Genomic DNA, 12,313 nt, shown 5'->3' on the forward strand with positions numbered 1-12,313 from the left:
AATAAATAGCGTCTGAACAGTTCCTAGTTAACTGCTCAGACACTATTGGATGACCTATTCTTCAGTCGCTGTTACTTCAGCCGCCACCTGCGCAAAAAACGCTGGCACCAAAGCCTCATAGACCGTAATGGCTTGCAAGTACTCACTCACGGACACGTATTCATCGACCTGATGCGACGAGTCGTTGCCCGGTCCCAACTCAACGCTGGTGAACTCACCTTTTGCCCGCAGAAATTCCGCGCCGTCGTTAGCGCCGCCGGAACCGATGATTTGCGTATCGTGGCCGCAGACTTGGTCACTGATCTGCTTGGCGAGCTGAACCAGCGGCGCCTGGGGATCACCCGGAATGGCCTCTTCGGGATAGCTGTAACTCAGCGTCAACTGGACCCCGTCTTCTTGATTTAACTGGGCAATCAGCGCGGCCAATTCATCGTAAATCACCTGATTGGGATAAGCCGGAATCGTCCGCATGTTCGCCATTAACTCGGCGTGAGCGGGAATCGAATTGATTTGCTCGCCCCCGGAGATCAAATCCACGTTGTGTAGTAAGCCTCCCAGAACGGGATCGACTTTGGTGTGCTTAGCCATCAGCGGGCCGACCGCATGATAAAATTTCAACAAATTGTCAATCGCATTGATGCCCTTTTCCGGACGAGCACTGTGGCTGGCCTTCCCGGTCGACACGACCTTGTAGTCAATGACCCCCCGAGCCGTGTAGACCACATTCCCTAGACCGCTGGGTTCCGCAATCACCAGGCCGGCCAACTGGTCCGCATAGCCGGCATCAGTTAACGTCGCCGCGCCATATTCACCAGTCTCTTCGCCCACCGTTGCCAGTAACCGAATGCTGCCAGCCAACGGCGCGTTAGTTTCCAGCAATTCCAGCATGGTGATGACAATCGCCGCCAAGCCACTCTTCATGTCTGAAGCGCCCCGGCCAAAGAGTTGGTCGCCGACGACCTCCCCGCCAAATGGATCGTGGTGCCAGGCACTGACATCTCCCGGCGCCACAACGTCCATGTGACCGGACAGCCCCAGCATAGGACCGGCAGGATTGCCAATCGTCACAACCAGGTTATCGCGCCCTGGCGCAAAGGGAACCTTCACAATCTCAGCCTGGGGATACGGCGCAAATAAGCTGGCAATGTAATCAGCGACCGCCGTCTCATTGGCATTGACCGACTGAATCTGAATCAGGTGTTGGAGAATCGCAATTTTATCTTGGGGCGTCATGGGCGTCATCCTTTCTTCGTGCAAACTTAATGGTTCTTATCATACGCCCGTTTATCAAAAAAGCAACCATTTTCTGCAATTTTATAAGATATATCCATTTTATACGTATTTTTATACATTATTAATGAATATTCGCAGAATGCGGGTCGCCTGCGGTATAATAATGTTAAGTACTGATCATTAGGAGGGATTTTATGAGAATTTTTGTGCCAACCGAAAATGGCTACCTAGCTGACGAATACAGTAAGCACGCTACCGGTGATGATGTGTATGGTGGCCAGCCCGTGAAGTCATTTCCCATCAGCCTATCTAAGATTCCCAAGAAGACCCAAACGATTGCGCTGAACCTCATCGACTTCGATGCTGTTCCCGTCAGTGGCTTCCCGTGGATTCACTGGGTCGCCGCCAACTTCCCAGGAACCACGCGTGAGATTACCGCTGATGTGTCCCGGACTAACGCGATTCCGCACGTTCATGGGCGCAACAGTAATGCCGGTTCACTGATTGGCAATACAGATCCCGCGGTCTTTCAAAACTACACGGGACCTTTCCCACCTAACGCCGACCACGATTACAGTCTGACCGTTTACGCCTTGAACACGAAGCTCGACTTGGCAGATGGCTTCTGGCTAAACGACCTCCTGCACCAGATCAACGGGCACGTCCTCGATACCGCAACGATTACCCTGCGTGGTCGCGTCTAAACTAAAAAAGAAGGCTAATTATGGAACAGAATTATGCAAACATCCTAGTCCCCGTGGACGGCTCCGTCCAAGCGGAATTAGCGTTAAAAAAAGCGGTCACGGTGGCGCAGCAAAATAACGCCCACATTGACCTGCTGAATGTCTTGCGCATCAACCATTACGGCTTTTACGTCAGCGGCTCAATGCCCGGCGGTGTGATCCATGATTTGGCCCAAGATGCGACGTCTTATCTCGACTCGCTGGTCCAAACGACCCGAGCCGCCACCGGCTTTAAGGATATGGCCATTCACGTGCGGTTCGGTAATCCCAAGACCGTCATCTCACATGAATTCGTGCGCGACCATCAAAACGATTTGATTGTGCTCGGGGCCACCGGGATGAGCGCCGTCGCCCGCATGGTTGAAGGCTCCGTCACGGCTTACGTTAGCCGGATGGCAGCCGTCGACGTTTACGTGGTGCGGACTGACGAAAGCGGCCAGCCAATCGACGCGAGTCAAGTGGCTGCGGAAAATCAGGAGCAGCCGAAGTTCTTTTAATTTAAGCAGTCTTAAAAAGCATGGTGTCACTCGTTGGAATTGCGAGGACACCATGCTTTTTTAGTTTGCAGATAAAGGTTGAAAGCTGAATTAGTACATTGACTCCCAGAGCGACAGCGGTTTGTCCACCAAAACTAGTGAAACCAGGACCTGCGTCAGCCAGGGTTGGCGATTATCAGCAAGACGGTGTTAGTTAAAGACTAGTTGCCAAAACAGCCGCTACCTGGGGCTAAGCCGCTTGTTACTGGTACGCACTCCTGTAGCCGAGAGTCCGCCAACTATGGGTTCAGCCGTGGGAGTTGCCTTAGCGGCGTGGTTCATGCCGCTTAGGAAACTGGCGTCTTTGAGACATGGTCCATCGGCTCAAAACGAGGCCGAGACCGTTTTTCAGGCTCGGTCCGGTCCGCCCACCGCGTTCCAACCCATAGTTAGTGGACGGTAGGCGGCCAGTCCACACTATGAAGCTGTAAACGACTAATTTTTACGCCATCAGTCGTGTGGTGACAATAGTTCTAGCTGATTTTTATCTTTCAACCTTCAGTTTGCAGTTTCATAACGAGAGCAGGCGGAATCTCTGGCTGACGCAGGCCTTGATTCGGCTAACTTCAACGTCTGAAATATGGCTATTTCCGCCAAAACGTGGTCACGTCAGCTTTATCGGCAATGTTAAACGCAATGATCTGCCGCAACAGCTCGTAATCGACATCCTGAGTCCACTTGATACGGCCAAACTTCTTACCCGGATGATACTTAGCTGCCGCAATCTGGTCAGCGAACTTGACCATGGCCGGGCCTTCGGGGGCAAAGGCCATGTGCGGTTTGGCCACGCTGAAGCCGATGATGAAGGTCCCGTGGTCTGTAAACATCGGCTGGTTCCAGGCGTAGCGCTGTTCAAGCTGAGGGAAGGTCGCTTGGACCCAGTCCAACACGGTCCGCACCCGAATTTGCTGGTCCGGGTCATCAATCTTCGCCAAGTAATTTTCGAATTCTGCAATCATCACGTCACCTCGTCATTAATTTAATCGCTCCCATTGTACCATGAACCCCCTGAATTAGCTGGTCAGTCGTCTCCTTGGCACCCAGACTTCTTAAGAAAGTCTAAAGACTCGTGAAAAAGGGTCACAAATGGCTGAGAAATTTCGTTTGTATCAGTAGCGGGACTATTTACCAACTCGCTTAATTTAGGCCTTTACAACAACGATACGTAAACCATACGGAATTGATAAATGCACTTGCTACAATGACCAAGATGAAACCTAAAGGAGGTCTCGTCAATGCCTCAACGCAACACACCCAATCTCAGTAACCTAGTTTTGTTGTCCCTTCTCCTGGTCGGCTTTGGCAGTCCCAGTCTAACTGCTGCCGTCCAAGAACTCCAATCTAAGTAGTGCCAAGAGCACGCAGAAACGTCCTTACCCTCCGCTTCTACGCGCTTTTGTTTACCCATAATTTCTTGGATTCGGTGCCTGGCAGGGTTAGGTCATTAACCGGAGGCTCTTTTGCAGTGAACAAACGACGACATTTTATTTGGTCTGGCTTATTGGCGCTGGCCCTACTCGCAACGCTCATCCTACCAACCCCAACGGCACACGCCAGCAAGCGGCTCACGACCATTCCGCAATCCTTGCAGGGCTACTGGGTCACTAATGGTCGCACCAACAAGAAGATTGATCGCATCTACCTACATATTACAGCTAAAAGCATTGAGACCAGTGCCATCGCCCGCAAAAGCATGAAAGAAGCCCTCCTACTCTTTCAAGCCACCCATTTTGACGGTCAGTACCTGATTACGCGCAAACAAACCACGAATCATATGAAGGGAATCTTCGGCGAGGACCGCACCGCGACATTTAATCAGGTCGCCCATCACCGTTGGAATCTCTATGGCATCTTTGCGCACAAATTGGACAAGACCGGCTACCTCACCAACCGTTACGCGCTGGCTGGTCACAAGCTCTACGTCCAAGAACTCCTATATTCCGAAAAGCCTCATGGATTTACGCGCACGCCGCTAGCTGCGCACGAACGGCGCCACGGCAAAACACCGACGCTCAAATACAGTAAGATCAGCCCAAAATACCTGCACGTAATTGGCCTTGACCGCTAAAAAAGTCGCCACCCATCTCTGAGTGACGACTACCAATCAATCTATGATTATTGTTTAAGATTTAGTGGAATTGCATCCCGCCATCGACTTCAAGCGTTTGGCCGGTGATGTAATTTGAATCTGGACCTGCCAAGAAGGCAACCCCGTTAGCCACATCTTCTGGTTCTGACAGGCGGCCTAAGGTAATGTCCTTAGCAAAGGTTTGCATACCCCATTCGTCGTCCTTGCCAGCATTTTGACCAACCTTGTGGGCGATGTCAAACATCATTGGCGTCTTAACGATCCCTGGTGCATAGGCGTTAACCGTGATACCTTCAGCGGCTAAGTCACGGGCAGCAACTTGCGTAACCCCCCGAATGGCAAACTTAGTCCCACTGTAGAGCGCTAAGTTAGGGTTCCCGACAACCCCGGCTTGAGAAGTTGCAGAAATAATCTTCCCACCGTGGCCGAGTTCCTTGAATTTCGCGTGAGCAGCTTGAATTCCCCACAGTACACCACCAACGTTAACGTGGTAAACCGTGTCGAATTGTTCTTGGGTGATTGTGTCAATTGGGGTAGTTGGGCCAAGGCCGGCGTTGTTGACGATCACGTCAAACCCGCCGAGCTTGTCTGCAGCTTCGTTAACTGCCGCAAAGACACTGTCGCGGTCAGAGACATCCGTCTTGACTGCAATGGCCTTTCCACCATCAGCTTCGATAGCAGAAACAACCTTGTTGGCATTATCTAAGTTCAAATCAGCAATTGCAACTGCGAATCCATCGCTAGCTAAGCGCTTGGAAATTGCTTCACCAATTCCTTGTCCGCCGCCAGTAACCATTGCTACTTTTCCATTTGATGCCATGTGCCATTCACTCCTTCAGAATAAGTAAATTTCCAGGTACGCTCTTATCATAACGGAAAAATTATGAAAAAGAAAGCGATTACCCTAGATTTTGTGAAAAAATGTTCATTTATCACAAGATCTGTCAGTTAAACGCCCAATCACCTCAGCCAGTTAGGGTGACGACCCCTTAATTGTTTGCGAAAAAATTAGTTTGCTCACTAAAAAGGCCACCCATAAATGGATCGCCTTTCTATAAATACCTGCTGTTAAATTTACTTAGTCGTACTCAAGGAAGAAGCCGTTTCGGTACCAGCCTTTTCCCGTAAGGTCGCTTCGATGTCTTCCAATGACCGGTTCCGCGTTTCGAAAACCTTCTTTTGCACGAACCAGATGGAGACAAAGCACAGCACACCGTAGCCGATGAACAAGCTCCCCGTTCCGAAGAAGTCCAATAAGGATGGGAACGTCAGGGAGACGATCATGTTGGCCGTCCAGTTGATGACACTGGCAAAGGAGTTCCCTAAGCCCCGGATGTTCAACGGGAAGACTTCCCCAATCATGACCCACATCACGGGGCCCCAAGTGGCGGAGAAGAACGCGATGTAGACGGTCAAGGCGATTACGGAAATAATCGCTGCGGTTTGTGAGCCACCAGAGAATTTCATCCCAAAGCTCATGACGAACAGGGAAATCCCCATCCCGACGGCACCAATATTGAGCATCTTTTTCCGATCGATCTTATCCATGATGGCCACTGCCACCGCCGTGACAATTACGTTGAAGATACCGATACCGATGTGGGCCAGCAAAGCGGCACTCACACCAAACCCAACATCAGTAAAAATCGTCGGTGCGTAGTACAACACTGTGTTGCATCCCATGACCTGTTGGAAAATGGCTAAGCCAATCCCAATGATCAATGATGGCCGGACCATCTTGCCAAATAATTCTGACCAGCCGCCACTCACGATTTTAGCCGATTCTTCAATCGCAGCCACTTCTTGGTCAACCGCCTTTTCATCGTGCTTGTTCATGGTTTCCAGCACCTCACGCGCTTGGTCCATGTGGCCCGACTTGACTAAGAACCGCGGACTTTCCGGTAAGATCAGTCCTCCCAAGAACAGTAAAGCGGCGGGAAGAGCGGCAAAACCCAACATCCAGCGCCAACCAGTGTACATTCCCGAGAAGCTGTAATTGGTGATGTAAGCCAACAGAATCCCAGTCATGACCATCAGTTGGAATAGACTGGAAACCGTCCCCCGCTTATCAGCAGGTGCTAATTCAGCCAAATACGTTGGAATCAAGGCCGAAGCGGCACCAACGGCCATCCCTAAGATGATTCGGGAAATGATCAACGTCCAAAACTCTGGCGAGAACGCGGACCCCAAGGCCCCAACGAAGAAAATGATAGCAGATAACAGTAATAATTTCCGCCGACCAAAACGGTCAGAGGAAGGCCCAATGATGGCAGCCCCCAAGATGGCCCCCAACAAGACGGCACTAACGACCCAGCCCTGTTGCCAAGACCCCAGGTGCATTTGCCGCTGAATAAATAGAATGGCGCCAGAAATGACCCCGGTATCATACCCAAACAGTAACCCACCGAGTGCGCCGAAGAAATAGACAAATCCAGTTGAAACTTTTCGCATAACTCTCGCTCCTTATACGGCCTGCGCCGTAGACTTCAAGACTCAGAAACTCATTGCGTGATCGTCAGCTAAGGTGAGAAGCCGGCTTTCTTTGACGAAACCGGTTTGAGCAGCGATAGTTCGGCGGTTCACACTGTCTATGTGAATAAGTGTAAGTTGGTAACTTCAGTTGGTTGATTGTCGCAACCAACCATGAACATAATTCTAACACTTTTATCTGTCATTTGAAAGCGTTTTCTAAAGCGAGCTTGTACTTTTAGTCACAGACGTGATTCTGTCCATTAGAAAAGGCCGTCCCCCGCGGAACGACCTTGTGTGAAACAACTTTATTTTGCCGTACTCAGGTCTTGAGCTGTTTCGCCAGCCTTGGCCCGGAGTGTGGCTTCGATGTCTTCTAATGACCGGTTCCGCGTTTCAAAGACCTTCTTCTGCACGAACCAGATGGAGGCGAAGCACAGCACGCCGTAACCGATGAACAGACTCCCAGTCCCAAAGAAGTTCAATAATGCCGGGAACGTCAATGAGACGACCATGTTGGCTGACCAGTTGATGACACTGGCAAAGGAATTACCGAGTCCCCGGATGTTCAGGGGGAAGACTTCCCCAATCATGACCCACATCACGGGGCCCCAAGTGGCGGAGAAGAACGCAATGTAGATGGTCAACGCAATCACGGAAATAATCGCGGCGGCTTGGGAACCACCGGAGAATTTCATCCCAATACTCATGACGAACAGGGAAATCCCCATCCCCACGGCACCGACGTTAAGCATCTTCTTACGGTCGACCTTGTCCATGATGGCCACGGCAATCGCCGTCACCGCCACGTTAAACACCCCGATACCAATGTGGGCCAGCAACGCGGCGTTCACACCAAAGCCGACGTCGGTGAAGATGGTGGGTGCGTAATACAACACAGTGTTACAGCCCATGACTTGTTGGAAAATGGCTAGGCCAATCCCAATGATCAGCGACGGCCGAACCATCTTGCCAAATAATTCAGACCAACCGCCATTTTTCATTTGCGCTTGTTCCTTGATCTGGGCCAATTCGGTCTCCACAGCCGCCGTGTCGTGCTTGTTCATGGTGTCTAAAACGGCGCGCGCCTGGTCGGCATGGCCCGTCTTGACTAAGAACCGGGGACTTTCCGGTAAGATCAGCCCGCCCAAGAACAGTAAAGCGGCGGGAATCGCGGCAAAGCCCAGCATCCACCGCCAGCCGGTGTAGAAGCCAGACCAGGCGTAGTTGGTCACATAAGCCAGCAAGATCCCGGTCATGACCATCAGTTGGAACAGACTGGAGACCGTTCCCCGTTTGTCTGCGGGTGACAGCTCGGCCAGGTACGTCGGAATCAGCGCCGAAGCGGCCCCGACGGCCATCCCCAGCACCACGCGAGAGATGATCAACGTCCAAAATTCAGGCGCCAACCCGGACCCCACGGCCCCAACGAAGAAAATAATGGCAGATAACAGCAATAATTTCCGCCGACCATACCGGTCAGAGGAAGGCCCAATGATAGCGGCTCCCAAAATCGCGCCGAGCAAGACGGCACTGACGACCCAGCCCTGTTGCCAGGAACCCAGGTGCATTTGCTTTTGGATAAACAAAATGGCGCCAGAGATGACCCCGGTATCGTAACCGAAGAGCAAGCCACCCAGTGCCCCAAAGAAATAAACAAATCCGGTCGAAACTTTTCGCATAGATCTCGCTCCTTATGTGGCTTTCGCCAAAATTCACGTGTGACAAAATATGTGGAAGTATAGCTGAATGTGTAAGTTGGTTTTTGTTCACGTTGGTTGGTCGGATAAACCAACCCTGAGAGTAGGATAGCACGATTATCCTTATTTTGGAAGCGTTTTCTTCAAAAATAGAACTTTTCCGTAACTTTGTCTAATTTCTGAAAGGCCCCGTCCCAATGGCAATCCCGGCCGCACCACGCTTTATCGTTTTACCCTGACACGTACTTTCTGAGCCCACGCAAAAAAGTTTGAGAACCTCAAATTCTCAAACTTTTTCGCCGCTTTTAAATAGCCGAAACGTGCGTCAACGGGCAGCCGGTTCCGCTTAAACCTGATCATCAAACAATCCAAGCCCGGGATTATTCAATGATCAGCCTTAATGCTCACCGGCTAAGCGCCCTTTGCCCCACTCTTAACTGGCTACAATTCCGCCTTCCGGTACGCTAACAGCTGCGCACTAATGCCCTTGGTCTGTTGGTAGACCTGCTTGTAAATGGCGTGCATTTTCGCATATTTCTTAACGTTTTCTGGGTTTGGTTCGTAGGCCTTGCCGAAGTGAACGAAGGTCTTGGCACAGTCCTGGAGTGAGTCAAACCAGCCCAGACCAGTGGCCGCAATCATAGCGGCGCCCATGCCTGGTCCCTGTTCGTTGGTCAGGCTGACCACTTTGCGATTGAAGATATCGGCTTGAATCTGCAGCCACAGTGGACTCTTGGCCCCACCCCCGATGGAAACGACGGTGTCAAAGTCCGCGCCATTTTCCTCGTAGATGTCAAAGAGGTCTCTAAAGGAGAAGCTGATGCCTTCCAGCACGGCCCGCACGAAATCGTAGCGCTGATGGGTGCCGTCGATACCGGTAAAGCTCCCCCGAATATCAGCGTCCGCATACGGTGCCCGTTCACCCACGATATAAGGCGTGTAGAGCAGGCCGTTGGCACCAACCGTGGACTTGGCGGCACTGGCGACAAATTCCGTAAAGTCTTCGATGGGCGCAAAAGTCTTCTTAAACCAGCTCAGCGAGTACCCCGCGGCCAAGGTGACCCCCATGGAGTAGAACTTGTCCGGAATCGCGTGGTCCTCGAACTGCAGCACGCCGTGATAGTTCACGTCGGCATTGTCCTCATACTTCAGGACCACCCCAGACGTCCCAATGCTCGACAGCACCATGTTAGGCTGCAAAATTCCTGCGCCCACGGCTCCGGCAGCGTTGTCGGCCGCCCCACCAAAGACTTTGGTGGCTGGCGTCAACCCGGAAAATTCGGCATAGGCAGCCGTGACGGTCCCGGCAAAGTCCACCGACTTGATCAGTGGCGGGCACATCGACAGCGGGATATCAAAGGCGTCACAGATTTTTTCACTCCACTGCCCCTTGGCGACGTCCAGCAAGACCGTCCCGGTGGCGTCAGAGTAGTCCATAGCCAAGTTGCCGGTCATCCGGTAACGCACGTAGTCTTTGGGCAGGACAAAATACTTGGCTTGGGCCCAAATGTCGGGCTCGTTTTCCTTGACCCACAGCAGTTTGGTCAGCGTGAAGCCTTCCAACGGCTGGTTGCGCGTAATGTCAACGAATTCATCGCCCAGCTTGGCCTCGATTTCTTCGCGTTGCGGTGTGCTCCGCGTATCGTTCCATAAAATGGCTGGCCGCAAGACCTTCTTGTTGGCGTCCAATAAAACCAACCCGTGCATTTGCCCAGAGTAACTCAGGCCCTCGATATCTTCGGCGGCCAAATGGTCGTTTAAAATCAACCGGACAATGGCCACGGTCGTGCCGGAGACCCAGTCCTCTGGATTCTGTTCATTGTAGCCGGGTTGCTGTTGAATCAAGTCGTAGTCGAAACTTTCTTGGGCCACGATCTGCCCGCTGTGGTCGAGGGCGGACACCTTCACGGCACTCGTGCCCAGGTCGACGCCCAGTACGTACTTCCCCATCAGTCATTCCTCCTAGATGTTCTTTGTTCTAGTTTACCGTAAATCACGGTTTTGCGACCACGCAAATTGGCGGACGAACCCACCGTTCGTCCGCCATTTGCTGGTCAGTTATTTCGCGTCACGAAACGATTACTTGCTAAGGGTTTCGATGATGTAATGGTTGATTGTATCCTTAACTTCCTCCAAGTGATCGGAATGCGTTGCGGCAATCAATTCTGATTGTGGCTTGTCGATTGCGTAAGCTTCCAAGGACTTCAAGTCAGCCTTACCGCTTTCGATGTCGGCACCGATACCAGACTTGTATGAGCTGTAACGGTCAGCCTTCAGGGTATCTAAGAACCCGTCAGCCTTCATGGCTGCAGCAACCCGCAGGCCGGCAGCGAAGCTATCCATCCCAACGATGTGGCCTAAGAAGAGGTCTTCTGGGGCAAATGAGGAACGACGTGGCTTGGCATCAAAGTTCAACCCACCGCGAGGGCCAATGCTGCCGTTTTCAACGACTTCATACATTGCGGCCGTCGTTTCGTATAAGTTAGATGGGTATTCATCAATGTCCCAGCCGATCAGCTTGTCGCCTTGGTTGGCATCCAATGAGCCCAGTAAGCCGGCTTCACGTGCCACACGGATTTCGTGTTGGTAAGTGTGACCTGCCAAGTTGGCGTGGTTCCCTTCCAAGTTCAACTTGAAGTCTTTGTCCAAGTCGTATTCCTTCATGAAGGCAATCGTGGTTGCGGCATCAAAGTCGTATTGGTGCGTCGTTGGTTCCTTAGGCTTTGGTTCGAGCAGCATTTGGGCGTCGAAGCCAATTTCGTTGGCGTAATCCTTAGCCATGTGGAACATCTTAGCAGCGTGTTCTTGTTCTTGCTTCATGTTCGTGTTCCAGAGGGATTCGTAACCTTCACGGCCACCCCAGAAGACATAGTTTTCAGAACCCACGCGCTTCCCGATTTCCAAACTGTGCTTGAGTTGCGCAGCACTGTAAGCGTAAATGTCAGCGTATGGTGAGGTGCCAGCCCCTTCAACGAAACGTGGGTTGGTGAACATGTTAGACGTGTTCCAAAGCACCTTCATGCCAGAAGTCTTTTGGTTCTCAACGATCTTATCAACGACTTTGTCGAGGTTCGCGTTGGTTTCCCGCAGCGTGTCGCCTTCTGGTGCTAAGTCGCGGTCGTGGAAGCAAAGGTAGTCAACGCCCAACTTGTTGTAGAATTCAAATGCGGCATCGACCTTAGCTAAGGCTTGGTCCATTGGATCCGTGTACTTGTCGTATGGCCGTTGCGCAGTCCCATCACCGAAGGGGTCAACCAAACGTTGGTCAAAGGTGTGCCAGTAAGCGACGGCAAACCGTAACCAGTCCTTCATCTTTTTACCAGCAATTACTTCTTCTGGATTGTAGTATTGAAAACCTAAACCTGATTTTTTATCTTGATGGCCGACGTATTGAATCTTGTCGACGCCTTTCCAGTATTCTTCAGTCATAATTTTATAATACCCTCCTAGTTAGTTCGTTGCGACAACCAACTTACAAATATCAGTATACAAGGTTTTTCTGTTTTTGCAAGCGTTTTCTTTAAATTTATTGGGAAATCTTTT

The 12,313-nt window shown here is 51.4% G+C and carries 10 protein-coding genes; 3 read left to right on the top strand and 7 right to left on the bottom strand.

Going from position 1 to position 12,313, the window contains the following annotated elements; all coding sequences use genetic code 11:
• Nucleotides 1-54 precede the first annotated feature (54 nt).
• Nucleotides 55-1,233 carry an ArgE/DapE family deacylase gene (locus tag EKM83_RS04630; protein ID WP_125575466.1) on the bottom strand — a complete coding sequence of 393 codons (1,179 nt, stop codon included), beginning with the start codon at nucleotides 1,231-1,233 and terminating at the stop codon, nucleotides 55-57.
• Between the two features lie 194 nt (nucleotides 1,234-1,427).
• Between EKM83_RS04630 and EKM83_RS04635 the strand changes: the two genes are divergently transcribed.
• The gene (locus EKM83_RS04635) at nucleotides 1,428-1,937 is read left to right on the top strand and encodes a YbhB/YbcL family Raf kinase inhibitor-like protein (RefSeq protein ID WP_125575467.1); all 510 of its coding nucleotides are present in this window, start codon (nucleotides 1,428-1,430) and stop codon (nucleotides 1,935-1,937) included.
• A gap of 20 nt (nucleotides 1,938-1,957) precedes the next feature.
• A complete protein-coding gene (locus EKM83_RS04640; RefSeq protein ID WP_164505592.1) occupies nucleotides 1,958-2,473 on the top strand; it encodes a universal stress protein in 516 nt (171 codons plus the stop codon).
• Between the two features lie 623 nt (nucleotides 2,474-3,096).
• On the opposite strand, the gene EKM83_RS04645 is transcribed toward EKM83_RS04640, so the two are convergent.
• Nucleotides 3,097-3,471, bottom strand: a complete 375-nt coding sequence (locus tag EKM83_RS04645; RefSeq protein ID WP_191987401.1) for an iron chaperone — start codon at nucleotides 3,469-3,471, stop codon at nucleotides 3,097-3,099.
• A 506-nt stretch (nucleotides 3,472-3,977) separates the two neighbouring features.
• Here EKM83_RS04645 and EKM83_RS04650 point away from each other — a divergent pair.
• The gene (locus EKM83_RS04650) at nucleotides 3,978-4,580 is read left to right on the top strand and encodes a hypothetical protein (protein ID WP_125575469.1); all 603 of its coding nucleotides are present in this window, start codon (nucleotides 3,978-3,980) and stop codon (nucleotides 4,578-4,580) included.
• Nucleotides 4,581-4,641: 61 nt separating this feature from the next.
• Here EKM83_RS04650 and EKM83_RS04655 read toward each other — a convergent pair whose 3' ends face one another.
• The 5 genes from EKM83_RS04655 to xylA form a co-directional block, all read right to left on the bottom strand.
• Nucleotides 4,642-5,421, bottom strand: a complete 780-nt coding sequence (locus EKM83_RS04655; RefSeq protein WP_125575470.1) for a (S)-acetoin forming diacetyl reductase — start codon at nucleotides 5,419-5,421, stop codon at nucleotides 4,642-4,644.
• Nucleotides 5,422-5,675: 254 nt separating this feature from the next.
• Nucleotides 5,676-7,052 carry a sugar porter family MFS transporter gene (locus EKM83_RS04660; protein ID WP_125575471.1) on the bottom strand — a complete coding sequence of 459 codons (1,377 nt, stop codon included), beginning with the start codon at nucleotides 7,050-7,052 and terminating at the stop codon, nucleotides 5,676-5,678.
• A 326-nt stretch (nucleotides 7,053-7,378) separates the two neighbouring features.
• Nucleotides 7,379-8,752 (bottom strand): sugar porter family MFS transporter, encoded by a 1,374-nt coding sequence (locus EKM83_RS04665; RefSeq protein ID WP_125575472.1) that lies wholly within the window; start codon nucleotides 8,750-8,752, stop codon nucleotides 7,379-7,381.
• A gap of 459 nt (nucleotides 8,753-9,211) precedes the next feature.
• The gene (xylB, locus tag EKM83_RS04670; RefSeq protein WP_125575473.1) at nucleotides 9,212-10,720 is read right to left on the bottom strand and encodes a xylulokinase; all 1,509 of its coding nucleotides are present in this window, start codon (nucleotides 10,718-10,720) and stop codon (nucleotides 9,212-9,214) included.
• Nucleotides 10,721-10,849: 129 nt separating this feature from the next.
• Nucleotides 10,850-12,199: a xylose isomerase gene (gene xylA / locus EKM83_RS04675; RefSeq protein WP_125575474.1), complete on the bottom strand. Its 1,350-nt coding sequence runs from the start codon at nucleotides 12,197-12,199 to the stop codon at nucleotides 10,850-10,852.
• Nucleotides 12,200-12,313: the final 114 nt, after the last annotated feature.

Origin of the sequence: Levilactobacillus angrenensis (assembly GCF_003946085.1) — a bacterium.
GTDB classification, from domain to species: Bacteria; Bacillota; Bacilli; order Lactobacillales; family Lactobacillaceae; genus Levilactobacillus; species Levilactobacillus angrenensis.

Coding starts and splice junctions, on each gene's coding strand:
- EKM83_RS04630 (WP_125575466.1), bottom strand. CDS start 1,233: ATGACGCCCCAAGATAAAATTGCGATTCTCCAACACCTGATTCAGATT.
- EKM83_RS04635 (WP_125575467.1), top strand. CDS start 1,428: ATGAGAATTTTTGTGCCAACCGAAAATGGCTACCTAGCTGACGAATAC.
- EKM83_RS04640 (WP_164505592.1), top strand. CDS start 1,958: ATGGAACAGAATTATGCAAACATCCTAGTCCCCGTGGACGGCTCCGTC.
- EKM83_RS04645 (WP_191987401.1), bottom strand. CDS start 3,471: ATGATTGCAGAATTCGAAAATTACTTGGCGAAGATTGATGACCCGGAC.
- EKM83_RS04655 (WP_125575470.1), bottom strand. CDS start 5,421: ATGGCATCAAATGGAAAAGTAGCAATGGTTACTGGCGGCGGACAAGGA.
- EKM83_RS04660 (WP_125575471.1), bottom strand. CDS start 7,052: ATGCGAAAAGTTTCAACTGGATTTGTCTATTTCTTCGGCGCACTCGGT.
- EKM83_RS04665 (WP_125575472.1), bottom strand. CDS start 8,752: ATGCGAAAAGTTTCGACCGGATTTGTTTATTTCTTTGGGGCACTGGGT.
- xylB (WP_125575473.1), bottom strand. CDS start 10,720: ATGGGGAAGTACGTACTGGGCGTCGACCTGGGCACGAGTGCCGTGAAG.
- xylA (WP_125575474.1), bottom strand. CDS start 12,199: ATGACTGAAGAATACTGGAAAGGCGTCGACAAGATTCAATACGTCGGC.